At 39.8% G+C, this 15,668-nt stretch carries 15 protein-coding genes; 10 read left to right on the forward strand and 5 right to left on the reverse strand.

Annotated features, from left to right (window positions below; all coding sequences use genetic code 11):
- Window positions 1-9: 9 nt before the first annotated feature.
- Window positions 10-2,604, forward strand: coding sequence for a M66 family metalloprotease (locus FTU13_RS05235; RefSeq protein ID WP_180128136.1), 2,595 nt, complete (start codon window positions 10-12; stop codon window positions 2,602-2,604).
- A gap of 105 nt (window positions 2,605-2,709) precedes the next feature.
- Here FTU13_RS05235 and rpsT read toward each other — a convergent pair whose 3' ends face one another.
- The gene (gene rpsT, locus FTU13_RS05240; protein ID WP_078188707.1) at window positions 2,710-2,976 is read right to left on the reverse strand and encodes a 30S ribosomal protein S20; all 267 of its coding nucleotides are present in this window, start codon (window positions 2,974-2,976) and stop codon (window positions 2,710-2,712) included.
- Window positions 2,977-3,191: 215 nt separating this feature from the next.
- On the opposite strand from rpsT, the gene FTU13_RS05245 reads away from it, so the two are divergent.
- From FTU13_RS05245 to FTU13_RS05270, 6 genes are all read left to right on the forward strand, one after another.
- The gene (locus FTU13_RS05245) at window positions 3,192-3,857 is read left to right on the forward strand and encodes an NAD(P)H-binding protein (protein ID WP_180128134.1); all 666 of its coding nucleotides are present in this window, start codon (window positions 3,192-3,194) and stop codon (window positions 3,855-3,857) included.
- Between the two features lie 10 nt (window positions 3,858-3,867).
- The gene (gene rraA, locus FTU13_RS05250; RefSeq protein WP_078193517.1) at window positions 3,868-4,380 is read left to right on the forward strand and encodes a ribonuclease E activity regulator RraA; all 513 of its coding nucleotides are present in this window, start codon (window positions 3,868-3,870) and stop codon (window positions 4,378-4,380) included.
- Between the two features lie 145 nt (window positions 4,381-4,525).
- Entirely contained in the window at window positions 4,526-5,305 is a 780-nt protein-coding gene (locus FTU13_RS05255) for a glutathione S-transferase N-terminal domain-containing protein (RefSeq protein WP_180128132.1), read from the forward strand.
- Between the two features lie 224 nt (window positions 5,306-5,529).
- Complete coding sequence (locus tag FTU13_RS05260; protein WP_078188703.1) at window positions 5,530-6,213, forward strand: response regulator transcription factor; 684 nt, start codon at window positions 5,530-5,532, stop codon at window positions 6,211-6,213.
- Window positions 6,213-8,105 (forward strand): ATP-binding protein, encoded by a 1,893-nt coding sequence (locus FTU13_RS05265; RefSeq protein WP_180128130.1) that lies wholly within the window; start codon window positions 6,213-6,215, stop codon window positions 8,103-8,105. Before FTU13_RS05260 ends, FTU13_RS05265 begins: the two co-directional genes overlap by 1 nt.
- Before the next feature lie 23 nt (window positions 8,106-8,128).
- The gene (locus tag FTU13_RS05270; RefSeq protein ID WP_180128128.1) at window positions 8,129-8,824 is read left to right on the forward strand and encodes a hypothetical protein; all 696 of its coding nucleotides are present in this window, start codon (window positions 8,129-8,131) and stop codon (window positions 8,822-8,824) included.
- Between the two features lie 50 nt (window positions 8,825-8,874).
- On the opposite strand, the gene FTU13_RS05275 is transcribed toward FTU13_RS05270, so the two are convergent.
- The 4 genes from FTU13_RS05275 to FTU13_RS05290 all read right to left on the reverse strand — a co-directional run bounded on the left by FTU13_RS05275 (window position 8,875) and on the right by FTU13_RS05290 (window position 12,750).
- Complete coding sequence (locus tag FTU13_RS05275) at window positions 8,875-10,041, reverse strand: cupin domain-containing protein (protein ID WP_180106500.1); 1,167 nt, start codon at window positions 10,039-10,041, stop codon at window positions 8,875-8,877.
- A 256-nt stretch (window positions 10,042-10,297) separates the two neighbouring features.
- Window positions 10,298-11,557, reverse strand: a complete 1,260-nt coding sequence (locus FTU13_RS05280; RefSeq protein WP_180128127.1) for a hypothetical protein — start codon at window positions 11,555-11,557, stop codon at window positions 10,298-10,300.
- 216 nt (window positions 11,558-11,773) lie between these two features.
- Window positions 11,774-12,367, reverse strand: coding sequence for a nucleoside triphosphate pyrophosphatase (locus FTU13_RS05285; protein ID WP_078193512.1), 594 nt, complete (start codon window positions 12,365-12,367; stop codon window positions 11,774-11,776).
- Window positions 12,367-12,750: a DUF2237 family protein gene (locus FTU13_RS05290; protein ID WP_078193708.1), complete on the reverse strand. Its 384-nt coding sequence runs from the start codon at window positions 12,748-12,750 to the stop codon at window positions 12,367-12,369. Before FTU13_RS05290 ends, FTU13_RS05285 begins: the two co-directional genes overlap by 1 nt.
- 140 nt (window positions 12,751-12,890) lie before the next feature.
- On the opposite strand from FTU13_RS05290, the gene FTU13_RS05295 reads away from it, so the two are divergent.
- The 3 genes from FTU13_RS05295 to fba all read left to right on the forward strand — a co-directional run bounded on the left by FTU13_RS05295 (window position 12,891) and on the right by fba (window position 15,665).
- A complete protein-coding gene (locus tag FTU13_RS05295) occupies window positions 12,891-14,078 on the forward strand; it encodes a phosphoglycerate kinase (RefSeq protein ID WP_180128125.1) in 1,188 nt (395 codons plus the stop codon).
- A gap of 151 nt (window positions 14,079-14,229) precedes the next feature.
- Complete coding sequence (locus FTU13_RS05300) at window positions 14,230-14,505, forward strand: hypothetical protein (RefSeq protein WP_078193510.1); 276 nt, start codon at window positions 14,230-14,232, stop codon at window positions 14,503-14,505.
- 122 nt (window positions 14,506-14,627) lie between these two features.
- Window positions 14,628-15,665, forward strand: a complete 1,038-nt coding sequence (gene fba, locus FTU13_RS05305; protein ID WP_078188695.1) for a class II fructose-bisphosphate aldolase — start codon at window positions 14,628-14,630, stop codon at window positions 15,663-15,665.
- Window positions 15,666-15,668: the final 3 nt, after the last annotated feature.

Raw genomic sequence — 15,668 nt, forward strand, 5'->3', positions numbered from 1 at the left:
GTGTCATTAATGTTAGTTGCTTGTGGTGGTGGAGGCGGTGGTGATAGTTCAAGTGGTTCTGCATCAACTGCAAATTATCCAGAACCGACTCAAGACATAGTCGATGATACCAGTATTGGCTTTTATGACTACGATGCAAATGATGCTGTTCGTGAAATACGAAATGATTTAGTCGGCAACTTTTCAGCGCAAGTTCAATTTGGTCAAAGTCATGTCGTCGATCCGAATGCGAACGAAGCCAAGAAAATGCCACGGTTAACCAGTGAAAAAGAAGCGCTGCTTATCGTGACGCCAACACTTGATATGCAAAACATCAAGCAACTCAAAGTGGAAATCTATCAAAACAATCGCTTAGTGCGCACTGCGACATTGGATGATCCAACGCAGATGCCTGTTTCAGATCAGAGTGGGCAAAGAGGTCGTCCAGATGTTGGGTACAGTAAACGCGCGTGGACCACGAAACTCAATTGGGATGAAGTTAAACCCGGTCTAAGATTAAAATTTATCGATGCAAATAAAGCCAGCGGTGAATTGGCTGAGGATAAAATCGATTTTGCTGCACCAGGGGAATTGGTTTTAAATAATATCCGTGTTGGTATGTTGGCAGATAAGCCAAATTCTACCGGCCACTATATGCTACTAGAGCCTGAAAAAGCGGGCACAGATTATTTCCAAACCATTCCTGCAGCAGAAATGACGGTTGCACAATATAATGATATTCAGTTAACACGTGCAATGGTATCTTCAGGTGTTATTTATGACAGTAAAAGTGCCGGAGATGGTGGTGTTTATGCAGGAGACATGCGTGAAGATGTCGGTAAATCAACCTTTAGTGTTGGTATAAACCTTGCTAACTGGGGTATTACCAGTGCATCTATGGCCAATCAAAGTCAGCCACAATTAACCCAAACAGTAGTTGTCCATCATACGAAGGGGAACTATGCCAATGGTGTGCATACTCATGGACTGAGTGGTGGTAATGGCATGCTCACGCTTTATGATTCTGTAGGGAATGAATTTAGCCATGAAATTGGCCATCACTATGGTTTAGGACATTACCCTGGTCAGGTAGGTGACAATCTATTTTGGGCTGCACATCATGCGGACAGTGGATGGGGTTATATTGCCAATCGCAATATGATGCGCGGAAATCTATCATGGACGGCGACATGGAAGTGGGATGGAGCGAATGGTATCCCAAATTTTAAAAATTTGTTTCCGTACGGAAAAGATGCCATGTCCGGCGGGTATCCTGATAGTAATGTATCACGCTACACACACTATACGGGTTACAGCACATTCCTGAAAATTCAACCACACTTTGACCGTTATGTCTGGGATGAAACATCACCTACCGGCTACAAAAAGTGGAATAAAACCACTCGTGAAATGGAAGTCGCTCAACCGAAGATGCCAAATTCTACGGCTCCGGTTTGGTATAGCGCAGATCAAAATTATCCACGACCACGGGTCTTTGGTCAGCCCGTAATTACCATTTTAGGGGGCTATGATCCAGTCAATCAAGTTGGTTTGTTGTATCCTGCTGCACGCTCAAACTGGGGTAATGTGTATGACTTAAATGCCGCCAATACCGCTTTGGATCAAGCGGCATGTTGGTTGAATGTGCAATACACGAATAAAGTCAACAATATTGCTTTAGCACCTGTACGACTAGGTAGTAATGCCAATAAATTGCATGTCAATTTAGCTTTGGCAGATCAACCACAGAAGGTCAATTTATATTGTAAAAAAGCAGGTGAAGAAGCCAAGTTATTAGCAAATATTGATATTCCAGTCTACAGCACAGCGATCAAGCCGGCCGTCAAAATTGGACGTCAGCATGGTTATAGTGCATTGCGTGCTATCGAACTTCCTCAATTAGAAAGTGCTTTGGAGGCGCAAGCTGTAAATGCTGTTGTTGCACTAAATCCAACTGAAAAAATGCTGTATGAGTCATATAAAAATGACAAGTCATTGATGAATAGTGTGGCGCGTCAGCAATTAACCCGTTATGAATCGCAACAAAACACCGCATACCGACTAAATCGATGGATGAATGTGTATGCTCAAGACCTAACCAATCAAGTACCTGAGGCGCAAAGCGCACTCGACGCATTTATGACAAAGCTTTCAGTATCTCAGGAAGGTTTGTTCGAGCAGGCGACATTGATCAAAAATGGTAACAACTGTTTGAAATCTGAAACCTTAACTGATGGAGCATTAAATTTATACATCAGTGGCCCAAGCGGATGCACTGCAGATGAAACTGAACAGTGGGTATATGATGCCATTGGTCGTATACACAGTAAGTCAAATCCCGATCAATGCATAACAGGCAACGGTGGTTCAGCTAAAGTGACGCTAGAACGCTGCATGTTAAACCAAACCAATCAAATTTGGACCATGGACCCTGTGACTACAACGATTCGTCAAAGTGGTCAATGTATGGATTTAAATACGGGACGTTTGCAAAATAACCGTGCGGATTTAATTCGATATAGCTGTACCAACGGTGGCAATCAACGTTGGACAAATTTGACAGCAAGCCAAAACTTATTATGGACATATTTATCAGCGACGAATATGAAGCTGATTAATAAATAATCTGTAGATAGAAAAATAAGGTCCAATAAGGACCTTATTTTTTTGCTTTTAAAAATCAATAGGCACAAAAAAAGCCCTAAAAAGGGCTTTTTTCATCGCAACAAATTAGTTAGCTAAAGCTTTAACTTGTGCATTTAAACGGCTCTTATGACGAGCAGCTTTGTTTTTATGGATGATGCCTTTATCAGCCATACGATCGATAACAGGAACAGCTTTTTTGTAAGCTTCTGTAGCGACAGCATAATCACCAGCAGCAATGGCAGCTACTGTGCGTTTAAGATAAGTACGAACCATAGAACGTAAGCTTGCGTTGTGTTGACGTGCTTTAACGTTTTGACGAGCACGTTTTTTTGCTTGAGCAGAGTTTGCCACTCGTGCACTCCTTGAAATAGATTGGTCTGGGCGGGCTGAAATTACATCTGAAAACCAACATCAGAAGAACTATCACCAGCCCGTAAACAAGTGCCATATTGTGATTAAACTAAGCGCTTAAGTCAAGTCTTGACATGCTTTGACAACATTTTAGATGCAGAAAAATTTTAAAGAAAACGTTAGATTAGTCTAAAGTGATTGAGATTGTATGAAAAATGACTAAAAGTATAGAGAATGCGATTGTCATCGGAGCAACAGGATTGGTCGGGCGGGAATTGGTTCGTCAGCTCAGTCAAAATGCAAGATGTAAGAATATTACGGCTGTGGTACGTCAGCGTGACCATGAACTGAATGGACTGGCAAAAGTTCAACAAATGGTGATCAGTGACTTTCTTTCTCTGACTCAGGATGATGTGAGAGATTATAGTCATGCCTTTAGTTGTTTAGGCTCGACCATTAAAAAAGCAGGGTCTAAAGATAATTTTTATCAAATTGATTTTAGCATCAATGCGCATTTTGCTGAATTATTAGAATATACAGATACACAATTGATTATTGTCAGTGCTATGGGCGCTGACGCCAATTCCGCATTTTTTTATAACCGAGTCAAAGGGGAATTGGAATATTATTTAAAAACCTTAAAGTTAAATCAACTTTCGATATTAAAGCCTTCGCTGTTACTTGGTGAGCGTAATGAATCTCGACATTTAGAGGATGCGACACAGAAGCTCTATATGCGCTTTTCGCATTTTGTACCTGACCGTTTCAAGTTTAAGCCAGTGACAGCACAGCAAGTGGCTCATACTATGGTCGAGGCGGCACAAACTCAGACTGAAAAGTTCGAGATTTATGATAATTTACGCATACTAACAATTAAATGAGGGAAATACCGTGTCTACAGTTCCATTCGTCACTTGTGATTTACTTGATGATCATCCAGATAAAGAATTACAAGTGGTGATCCCATCAATGGATGGTAAATTCTTTCAAAGTTATGGTGCACGAAAAAGTTTTGGCGGTCAGGTGGTGACGGTCAAATGTTTTGAAGATAACTCTCGTGTTAAAGAATTATTGGCAACCGATGGTACGGGTAAAGTATTGGTTGTGGATGGTGGTGCGTCGATGCGCTGTGCCTTGATGGGTGATATGATTGCTGAATCTGCAGTCAACAATCATTGGAATGGTGTCATTATTTACGGCTGCGTGCGTGATGTTGATGCGATTGCAGAACTTGATTTAGGTGTGCATGCTTTGGCTGCGATTCCACAAAAAAGTAACCGCAAAGGCGTGGGTGAAACAGATATTCCATTAAGTTTTGGTGGTGTAAACATTCAGTCTGGTGATTTTATCTATGCTGATAATAACGGCATCGTTGTTTCAAAAGAGCAATTGGTTGCTTTATAAGCGTATTTGAATTTTTAGTCGTGGAATGAAAGCGTAATTCTTGCTCATACACGACGATATAAATGTGAAAAAGAAAATACAAACATCAGCTGAGGACTCTCGGCTGTTGTATAAAAATACCAAATAAAAAAAGAAAGGAAAAAGTATGTTGTTGCATCAATTAAAAGTGGCGCAAGCGTTGCTCTCAGGCGTAGCAGAAGGCGGACGAGGTACAAATGGGACGCCTTATCCGAAACAACCTGAAAAAGCCCTTAAACTGTACGAATTTGAAGGGTCTCCCTATTGTCGTCGTGTACGAGAAGTACTAACCACACTCAATTTGGATTATGAGGTCTACCCATGTCCCAAAGGGGCTAAAAAGTACCGTTTAGACGTGCAAAAATTGGGTGGAAAACAGCAATTCCCTTTCTTGGTGGATGACAATACTGGGGATCGTTTGTACGAATCTCAGCAAATTATTCATCATTTATTTAAACATTATGGCAAAACAGGTCAGACTCCTAAGAAATATGCCAGTTATCCTAAAATTCCGTATGTTGCTTATGTTGGAACCTTAATTAATGGGGCTCAAGGCGTGTGGGTGCAGCGTAAAGTTATCCATCGTGATGCTCCAAGTCAACTCTTAGAACTATGGGGCTTTGAAGCGAGTCCGTATACACGCATCGTACGTAGCGCATTGTCTGAAATGGAGCTGGCATATACTTTTCATAATGTGGCTAAGGAGCGTTGGCAAGATCAGGGATTAGCGATAATGCGCTTAAAACCTGGTAAATATGTACCTCTAAAAGGTGGTAAGCGTGAACAAGTGTTAAAAATCATGGGGAACAATATTCAAGTACCATACTTGAAAGATCCTAATACTGGTGTAGAACTTTTTGAATCTGAAAAAATTGTGCAATATCTGAAAAAGCAATATTTGAGCTAATCTCACTTAAGTTTAAGCTAAGTGCTGTGTATAGTCAGACTGATGGCTATACACATGTTGTAATGATAAGTGGGTCTAAAATTAGAAGAAAAATGCATCATAATTACGCAAATTGAATTAGAATAAATTGTTAAAAATAAGAAATTTACTTAATTACAGGGATATCCTAAAAGGATTAAACTCGTTAATGTAAAAGACATTTCATTTTTCGGGGGAAGTAAATCATGTCACCACAAGAAGTCATACTACCCGTACCGGTGCTTGTCGTTGAAGATGAGGAAATTATTCAATTACGTTTACGTCAAATTTTGACGGAGCTGGGTTACAAGCGTGAAGAGCTTATCTTCACCAAAAATGTTAAAGAATCTATTCAAGCCGTAGAGACCCAACCGATATCCTTAGCCTTAGTTGACTTAGGTTTGCCTGATGGTAGTGGTATCGAAATTATTGAAAAAATACGTTCCCTCGAAAGTAATACCATGATCTTGGTTGTCTCTGCATGGAGTACACAAGAAAGCTTATTTGCTGCGATTAAAGCAGGCGCAACAGGCTATGTATTAAAAGAACGTGATGATGCTGAAGTACTTTTATCTATTCGGAGTATTTTACGTGGTGGGGCGCCGATTGACCCATTTATTGCACGAGAAATCCTCAAACAAATATCTGAAGCTGAAGCACCAAGTCCAGAACAAACAGTCGCCGATGAAGCAGACTTAAACCTGCTGACCAGTCGTGAAAAAGAAATTTTATGTTTGGTTGCTCAAGGTTTGAGTAATCGTGAGATTGCTGAACAGCTTTTTGTATCGCGCTATACCGTAGAAAGCCATATTAAACATATTTACCGAAAACTAGCCGTAACGAAACGAACAAAAGCCGTGAGTACAGCAAGATCTATGGGTATTTTATAATGCGTAAAGGAGGATATTTTTTATTATTTATCCTCTGTTTAGTATGGGGGACCTTGAGTCATGCAGAGCAAGTTTTCCCTGTAAATGATCAATGTAATGTAACTGTGAATAGCATTTCACGGGTGAAAACACCATCCAATCAAGAATTACTCAGAACGGGATGGAAAACCACACAATTACCTGATCGTTGGAAAGAAGATAAAGACTGGGAAGGTTATCAAGGTGGTGCTTGGTATAAACTAGACTGGTCTTGGTACTGTAAAAATAATGCCCGTTTGGCAGAACCCATCGTACTATATATTGATTATATCATTAATACGGGTTCAGTCTTTCTGAATGGCGACTTGCTGTGGACCAATAAAAATCTTCAAGAACCGATTTCTAAAAGTTGGAATGTTGCGCGCTATTGGATTTTACCGATAAGTGGAATCAAACATGATCATAATGAAACTTTGATCTATGTGTATGGTTACTCGAGTTTAAATGCTGGCTTGGGCCCAGTAGTATTTAACAATGTAATGGCAACGGTTGAGCAAGCTGAAAAAACAACGTTTACACGTCGGACCATATTACAGTTAAATATTTTTCTTTCTGGGGTCTTGGGTCTAATTTGCTTTATTATTTGGTTGATGCGTCCTCGTGATACCAGTTTTGGCTGGTTTGCGCTTTCAACAGTGTTGTGGATTTTATTTCTCAGTAATGCTCTGACTACTGAAACCTTTCCATACCCAGATTCGGTTTTTTCTGCCAAAGCTAATCTGATATTTGTAATGCTGTACTTTCAGTGCTTTAGTATCTATATCTTGCGCTTTCTTGGGCGTAAGTTTCCACGAATAGAACTGTCATTTACTATGTTGACTGCTGCACTGATTGGTGTAGTGTGTATCTGGCCATTTGAACAAAATGCAGATATTTCGAGCCTTATTTTCTTTTTATATTGTGCATTCTTTTTTATCACTTACCTCTATCTGTGTAGAATTAGTTTCAAAGAACGAAGAGGGGACTATATTTTATTAGCAATCTGTTTGACTGCGATAATTGTGATAGTCATAGCTGACATCACGGTCTTGGTACTCTTTCCAAAAGAAAATTTTACACCTTTATCACCCTTTACTTCACCGATTATAACCTTATTTATAGTGGTGATCTTGGGGGCGAGACTCAATCGAAATATACAGAAAATTGAAAAATATAATGATGATCTGGCATTTGAAGTTCAGAAAGTCAGTGATGAACTATGTAGTAGCTTGAATGATAAACATCAGCTTGAACTGAGTAATGTACGCCTGCAGGAACGGATTAAATTATCGCATGATCTGCATGATGGTCTGGGCGCATCCATTGTGCGCTCGATGATCTTGGTTGATCAGTGTGAAAGTAATATTCCAAACAGACAGTTCTTGTCGATGTTGAAATTATTGCGCGATGATTTAAGGCAAATTATTGATAGTGGATCATCTTTGGACAGTAAGGTGCCAGATTCACCCTTGCTCTGGATTGCACCTGTTCGACATCGCTTTAGCCAGTTAATGGATGAAGTGGAAATGAATGCCAAATGGTGCATTCCTTCGCAGTGGGCGATCAAACCAACGGCAATTCAGTGCCTAACTTTAATACGAGTGATTGAAGAAAGTCTGACCAATATTGTGAAACATAGCCAAGCAAATCATGTCAATGTGACGCTGTCACAATTCGAGAATGGCGCATTGTTATTAACTATTGAAGATGATGGCGTCGGTTTTGATGTTGAGAGTGTTTCAAATCATGGCATGAGTATCGGTATGAGAAGTATGAAAATGCGTGTGGAGCGGATAGGTGGGAATTTCAAAATTCATTCTCAGCAAGGCTGTACCATTATTCAAACAGAAATTAATTTAAAATCAGCTGCGTAAAATAATATGTTGAAATAATAAAAATGATGATCAATTCGATATTAAGTCATCTAAAGCGCATTGCATTCTTCTGCTGTGTCACTTTTATAGCAGCTTGTGGTTCGCAGGATCATGCGCCTAAACCAGGTGAGTATGGGCAGATTTTGTTCCAGCATGCGGTGTTAAGTACTGAAGAAATTCAAAAATTACTCATTGAAAATCAAAGCGATACAAATACATTAAACACTAAAAAATTTGCAGTGTATTACACGGCGACATCGAGCCAAAACCCATATCGTGCAGTCTTGTTGGTCAGAGGTAGGGCAATGACCAGTGGTGAGGTATCTGTAAAATTTCAAATTGATAACTACAATGCCGCTATTCAACAAACCTCAAGCAATCTTATGCAAATGGGTGCAGGTATTGATCAGGTTGAACGATTAGAAACATTGGATGCAGGACAAGAATTTACTTTTGTTATGGACGGTGCGCCTTTTTCAGTCAATGCTGCCAATGATCCAAATAGTATGACCAGTCAACTAAGTTTATTTGAGTCGAGGAATGTGGAGTTTCAAAGTATTGAATTACAAATTTGGCAAGGCAAAGGTAGTCAATACGGTGTAATGCGCTATCTGTGGTTTATTGGATTTGTGTTGTTGATAGTATGGGTTTATCACGTCATCGTGGAAAAAAAAGCCGATCAAGTCGAAGATTTTTTAAATCGTAGAAAGCGAAAATAATGCTATTCAGCAGTATAAAAAGGGAGCATGACGCTCCCTTTTTATTGAGTTTATTCAGCTTCCGTTGGGACGAGCATCAGCACAGATTCATTTAATAGCATGGCAATATCCTCTAAGATATCAGCATCATATAAAGATTCGTCTAGCGCTAGACTTTGGCCATCGGCAATGGTTTTTAAATGCACTGCAAATTCGTCTGAGATACAGATTCCTTCGCCATTTGCCCAAAACAAAATATCACCGTCTTGCTCTGTATATAGTAAGCGTGAAGCCGGTTCTAACATGAGTTGATAGCCTTGATCTAAGGCCTCTTCAAGATCACCAGTGCCGATTTCTTCGGCTTCAGGAATATTGTCAGGATATTTAGGTTCTGACATTAAGCTCATGATTGCATCTTCAAGTACGGTTGAATTTTGCAATTGTTCAAATAACTTTTCTTTTAAATACTCAAGTTCATTTTCAGTCACTTGGCCAATCGCACTGATTTGGTCACGTAAAATGTCAGTTAATGGATTTTTAAGTAGAGGATTGTCTGTGAATTTGTCTGTCACTCGATCCATCATTTCAGTGACATTTGGCATGCGGAAGCCAAATGAATAGGTCAGACATTCATCTTCAGCTACGCCATAGTGTGATAGGCCTGGTGGCACATAAAGTAAGTCGCCGGGAGCAAGCACTTCATCAAAATGTACATCCATTTCTGGCAGTAACCGAAGTGGTTGACCTTCTACAAATGAAGTATCTGCATCACACATCTGACCCAATTGCCAACGGCGATGACCATAGCCTTGTACGAGGAAGACATCGTAAAAATCAAAATGTTGTCCGACAGAGCCGCCTTTTTGTGCATACGACACCATGATGTCATCACGACGCCATTGCGGAATAAATGAAAACTGCTTCCAAAGCTCGGCTAGGTCAAAAGAATAATGATCGACAGCTTGAACCAATAAAGTCCACAGTTTCGGCATTTTTTGAAAATCGGCTTTAAGTAGTGGAGAAGATTTTACTGTCCATTGGTTAGGATCACGATCTTTTTGTTTGATGAGACGTGCAGTGACGTTATCTTCTAAAGCCAATTCAAGAATGTCTTTGGGTTCTAGTATATGGGCAATTTCAGGGAGTGCATTTCGAACCAATAATGGTTTTTTCTGCCAATATTCGGCAAGGAATTGTTCAGCGCTGATACCGCCGAGGATGTCAAGAGAATGAGCCATAGCTAAATACATACAATTTCAATGGATATATTGTCCCTTGAACTATATGAACTCTGCAAGTAATGCTGTTTTAAAAACTTGAGTTTTATTGAAAGAGAGCCGTTTAGTAGATTATTTCAACTAGTGGGCATGATTGTTTTTGATACATTGGATATTTTAATTGGTGAATAAACAGCTCAGATCGGAGCTATTTTTAGCACGCATTTAACCTAAATTTCTTATACGAAATACGAACTGTTAGGTTTCTATCAAATCTCTAAGCTTTCCACCAAGAGCGTTCTTCATCTGAGAGCATGGAATCTCGTCGATCTCGATCCTCAACTTCTTGAGTGAAAGCAGGAGTACTACGATGACGTACCATTGCATAGAATACTTCACGTGCACCCAGCTCAACGTCTATATTGAATCCATCTATTTGTGCAAAAGACCAAGCAGATGGCTCAGGCGCCATTCCCATATCCGTATATAAACTGATAGACGAATCTGCTCCATATTCTAATAGTATTTCAGCTAATTCTGGCTGTTGAGCAAGTACTGTATCTGTTAAAGCATTAGCCCCGTCAGGGTGATGTAAATCAGGATGAACACCCTTATCTAATAGTAATTGCATCATTTCTTTCACATGACTGAGAGAAATTGAGTTGGTATTATGATGATCAGGAAAAGTAATATAGTCATTCCATGCTGAAATAAGACAGCTCAAGATCGATTGTTCAGAGCAAAACCTATTTAGATTTGCTCCATCGTTCAGTGCCTGATTAACCATCGTGATATCAAGTTGATTAACTGCTTTAAATAGGGCTTTATCGTGAACACTTAAAGAATGCTCAGCCTCCGCCCAATTGAGATAAACCAACTCTGGTTCAGACAATTCTGTAAAATAGCTTTTGATTTCATCCCAACTGAAATTTAAAGGCTTCTCTGATAAAGTAGGAAAATTGTTATTTTTTATCCATTCTTCAACTTTATAGACGATTTCATGATTAATTTCATCTACATCAAGGACAACAATATAATCCATCTGAGATTTTGATGTGCTAGTTGATGCTCGAACAGTCTTACGACAGAATTCAGTCACTGTGATTTCGGGTTTAGATTTTTCAGTAATATCGAACAAAGCATAACGAAGATGGTTTCGACTTAGCCCATGACGTTCAGAATGAAAAACGATACGTCTTTCTCCAACTCTATCTCCATCAATAAAGTGATGTGCATCATAATCGGGATAGCGTATTCGTGTTAGTTCAGTTGCTTTATTATAAACTTCTCTAATAAACCATTCCTTAGTGGTGAATACTCTTAAATAGACCTTCGTTTTATCCCCCTCAATTACAATATCAAAGTGGTTACTATTTTTTGCTGTTGGATTAGGTAGATATTGAATAGGCTGAAAATGTCCAACTTTTTTTTCACCAAATAAAATAGACCAAGAAGATCTAATCTTTTCTAAATTAAATAATCTTTCAGGAGAATGTTCTCTAGTCCAAATGTAGGCATGTTTCTTTTCATTTATCATTTTTATAAAATACCCTATTCATAACAATGTTATAGGAAAATATTATTCTTTATACGTTCTATTAACAATCACTTTTATTAGAGTGGCGACAGAATGTGTCGTGATAAGGATTTTAATATTTCCCTAAAAATTTATTATAATTTTAAGATGATAGAAAGCAATTAAAAAAGATAAAACCGAGCACTTTAGCTCGGTTTTTTTATGAGAAGTTGAAAATTAAGGCACTAAAATTTTTAATTCACGCAAAATATTGCAGAGTTTAATCATCGGCATACCCATGAGTGTAGTTTGGTCTTGCCCGATCATTTCTTCAAATAAGCTAATCCCTAAACTTTCACATTTAAAACTGCCAGCGCAGTGTAACGGTTGTTCAACCTGAACATAACGTTCAATTTCAGGCAAGCTCAGTTTGCGAAATTTCACTTTATAGTGCTCGACAAGGGTTTGTTCAAAACCTGTCGATTTTTGTTGGACACTGAGTGCCGTACTGAAATAAACGATTTTGTCAGAATTGGCTTGAAGCTGCTTAATGGCTTTTTCATCGCAAAGCGGTTTACCGATAAAAATATCTGGTGCGCCTTCGCGCCATGCGACTTGGTCAGAACCAATCACAATCGCGTCTGGGTGTTGGTTTGCAATTGCTGAAGCTTTTTCAAATGCCAGCCGCTTTGCTAACTCATCAGCGTGGTTCTCACCACGAGGTGTTTCGTCTATATCTGGTACGATTGAGAGGTAATCAATCCGTAAACGGTCCATCAGGTCTTTACGGGTTTGGCTGCTAGAAGCCAAAATGATTTTGGAAGTACTCATTACACTGCATATTCCATAAGTACATCAAGCGGTACATAAGACAGCACCGCTTGGTGACACGCTTGTATTTTAATAGGTGGGGCAAATCCTTCTTGATACGCTTCCACCCAGCGAGTCACACAGATACACCAGAAGTCACCAGGTTGTAGTCCTGGAAAACCAACTTCGGGTAAGGGTGTGATTAGGTCATTGCCAACTTTTTGGGAAAAGTTTAAAAATTCAGATGTCATTTGTGCACACATCGTATGCTGACCAAGGTCTGTTGTTGCTGTATGGCAAAAGCCATTTCTAAAATATCCGGTAATCGGATCAAAACAACAGCTTGCCAAGGGTTCGCCTAAAACATTTAAACGATTAATATTTGGGTCTGGATGAATCGACATAAGCGCTGAATCTTTATAAGGCTTTTCGCTATCATAACAAAACTTTGGCTCGACATAGCTTTTCTGCAAAAGAAGCTAACGTTTTTCTGCATAATCATTTAAAATCGTCGCGTTTTGATATCAATAAAAGAGAGTAATGCATGAACTTTCAGCGTATGACTGACCTAGATTTGGCGGGTAAACGTGTTCTGATCCGTGAAGATCTTAACGTACCAGTTAAAAATGGCGTGATTACAAGCGATGCACGTTTACGTGCGGCGTTGCCAACAATTAAAGCAGCTTTAGAAAAAGGTGCTGCTGTAATGGTGTATTCACACTTAGGTCGTCCTGTTGAAGGTGAGCCTAAAGCAGAACAGTCTCTAGCACCTGTAGCCGCTTATTTAACAGAAGCTTTGGGTCAAGATGTTCAATTGATCACTGACTATTTGGATGGTGTTGACGTTGTGCCAGGTCAAGTGGTTTTACTTGAAAACTGCCGTTTCAACGTAGGTGAAAAGAAAAACAATCCTGAATTATCTGCTAAATATGCAGCACTTTGTGATGTTTACGTTATGGATGCATTTGGTACGGCTCACCGCGCAGAAGCATCGACTGAAGGCGTAGCACGTTGTGCAAAAGTGGCTGCTGCAGGTCCTTTACTTGCTGCTGAGCTTGATGCACTAGGCCGTGCACTTAAAACTCCTGCAAAACCAATGGTTGCGATTGTTGCAGGCTCAAAAGTTTCTACTAAATTAGATGTATTAACTTCACTATCTGACATCTGTGATCAATTGATCGTGGGTGGTGGTATTGCCAATACATTCTTAGCTGCTGCAGGCTTCAATGTTGGTAAATCACTTTGTGAAAATGACTTGATCGATACAGCAAAAGCCATTGCTGCAAAAGTATCTGTACCACTTCCAACAGATGTTGTTGTTGCTGATGCTGCTGAAATTGATTTTGCAGACTTCCTTGGTTCATTAGCTGCAGCAAAAGCTGTTGTGAAAAAAGTTGAAGATGTAACAAACAACGACATGATTTTGGATGTAGGCCCTGAAACTGCAAAAGCATTTGCTGAGATTTTGAAAACTTCAAAAACTATTCTATGGAATGGTCCAGTAGGTGTGTTTGAAGTTGATCAATTCGGCGAAGGTACAAAAGCATTGTCTTTAGCGATTGCAGAATCTGAAGGCTTCTCGATCGCGGGTGGTGGTGACACGCTTGCTGCAATTGATAAATATGAAGTTGCAGACAAAATTGGTTACATCTCGACTGGTGGTGGTGCCTTCCTTGAATTCGTCGAAGGTAAAACACTTCCTGCTGTAGCAGCGCTTCTTGACCGTGCTTAATTTAGTATTATCAATAAGATAATACAGTATTAAAAAAGGTTGGCTTCGGTCAGCCTTTTTTTATGGTCCATTCATTTTGCCGTCATCAAAGTGCAATATTTCTGCAATAAAATTCATCGCAACACCTAATTCGCAGTAGTAGGAAACAACGATGAACTTAAAACTTGCACTTGCTGTACTTTTAATCGCACCATTAACTTTGACAGCTTGTGCTAAAAAAGAGTCTGCACCAACGGAATCAGAAGCATCTGCTGTTGCCGTAGACAATGCTCAAACAACGCCAGAACAACAAAAAGCCATTGATGAACTTGATAAGCCAGTATTGGATGAAAAGAACCAAGATGTTCCTGCTGAAATTGCAAATGCACCTGCAGACGAAGCAACAGCTGACGCTGAAACAGCCGCTTCAGCAGCAGCAGCTCACTAAGATTGTTGTCTTTATTTAAAAAGTCCCTGCAAATGCAGGGATTTTTTTTTAAATAGTGTTATTTGTTGCTGAATTGAAATGATTGAGCATGTAGAATATGCGGCATTACCTGGGAGGATATTATGGCTCTTATTTCATTGCGCCAGCTCTTGGATCACGCCGGCGAACATGCTTACGGCGTACCAGCATTCAACGTAAACAACTTAGAACAAATGCGTGCAATTATGCTTGCGGCAGATGCAACAAATTCACCTGTAATTGTACAAGCATCTGCGGGTGCACGTAAGTATGCAGGCGCTCCGTTCTTGCGTCATTTGATTTTGGCAGCAATCGAAGAATGGCCACATATTCCTGTGGTTATGCACCAAGACCATGGTACTAGCCCTGATGTATGTCAACGTTCTATTCAACTTGGCTTCTCATCAGTGATGATGGACGGTTCTTTAGGTGAAGACGGTAAAACGCCAACTTCATACGAATACAACGTAGACGTGACTCGTCGTACTGTTCAAATGGCACATGCGTGTGGCGTTTCAGTAGAAGGCGAAATCGGTTGTTTAGGTAGCCTTGAAACTGGTATGGCTGGTGAAGAAGATGGTGTAGGCGCTGAAGGCGTACTTGATCATTCTCAGCTTTTAACTTCAGTTGAAGAAGCGCGTTCATTTGTAGCTGATACCAATGTTGATGCACTTGCAATTGCAGTGGGTACTTCACACGGTGCGTACAAATTTACTCGCCCACCTACAGGTGACATCTTAGCGATTGACCGTATTAAAGAAATTCACGCTGCGTTACCAAATACGCATCTTGTAATGCACGGTTCAAGCTCTGTGCCACAAGAATGGTTAGCTGTAATTAATGAATTCGGCGGTAACATCGGCGAAACTTATGGTGTTCCAGTAGAACAACTTGTAGACGCAATCAAACACGGTGTTCGTAAAATTAATATCGATACTGACTTACGTCTTGCTTCTACAGGTGCTATGCGCCGTATGATGGCTGAAAAACCAGCTGAATTTGACCCACGTAAATTCTTCTCTGCAACTGTTGATGCAATGAAACAAATTTGTATCGATCGTTATGAAGCATTTGGTACAGCGGGTAATGCTGACAAGATTCGTCCAATTTCTTTAGAGAAAATGGTGAGTCACTATAAATAATTT

The organism is Acinetobacter sp. YH12064, assembly GCF_013419735.1.
In the GTDB taxonomy this organism is placed as follows: domain Bacteria; phylum Pseudomonadota; class Gammaproteobacteria; order Pseudomonadales; family Moraxellaceae; genus Acinetobacter; species Acinetobacter amyesii.

Bases quoted from the DNA above. Each gene is read 5' to 3' on its own strand.
- FTU13_RS05275 (WP_180106500.1), bottom strand. From the start codon at position 10,041: ATGGCTCATTCTCTTGACATCCTCGGCGGTATCAGCGCTGAACAATTC.
- FTU13_RS05280 (WP_180128127.1), bottom strand. From the start codon at position 11,557: ATGATAAATGAAAAGAAACATGCCTACATTTGGACTAGAGAACATTCT.
- FTU13_RS05270 (WP_180128128.1), top strand. From the start codon at position 8,129: ATGATGATCAATTCGATATTAAGTCATCTAAAGCGCATTGCATTCTTC.
- FTU13_RS05300 (WP_078193510.1), top strand. From the start codon at position 14,230: ATGAACTTAAAACTTGCACTTGCTGTACTTTTAATCGCACCATTAACT.
- FTU13_RS05285 (WP_078193512.1), bottom strand. From the start codon at position 12,367: ATGAGTACTTCCAAAATCATTTTGGCTTCTAGCAGCCAAACCCGTAAA.
- FTU13_RS05260 (WP_078188703.1), top strand. From the start codon at position 5,530: ATGTCACCACAAGAAGTCATACTACCCGTACCGGTGCTTGTCGTTGAA.
- FTU13_RS05265 (WP_180128130.1), top strand. From the start codon at position 6,213: ATGCGTAAAGGAGGATATTTTTTATTATTTATCCTCTGTTTAGTATGG.
- FTU13_RS05295 (WP_180128125.1), top strand. From the start codon at position 12,891: ATGAACTTTCAGCGTATGACTGACCTAGATTTGGCGGGTAAACGTGTT.
- FTU13_RS05255 (WP_180128132.1), top strand. From the start codon at position 4,526: ATGTTGTTGCATCAATTAAAAGTGGCGCAAGCGTTGCTCTCAGGCGTA.
- FTU13_RS05290 (WP_078193708.1), bottom strand. From the start codon at position 12,750: ATGTCGATTCATCCAGACCCAAATATTAATCGTTTAAATGTTTTAGGC.
- FTU13_RS05245 (WP_180128134.1), top strand. From the start codon at position 3,192: ATGACTAAAAGTATAGAGAATGCGATTGTCATCGGAGCAACAGGATTG.
- fba (WP_078188695.1), top strand. From the start codon at position 14,628: ATGGCTCTTATTTCATTGCGCCAGCTCTTGGATCACGCCGGCGAACAT.
- FTU13_RS05235 (WP_180128136.1), top strand. From the start codon at position 10: ATGTTAGTTGCTTGTGGTGGTGGAGGCGGTGGTGATAGTTCAAGTGGT.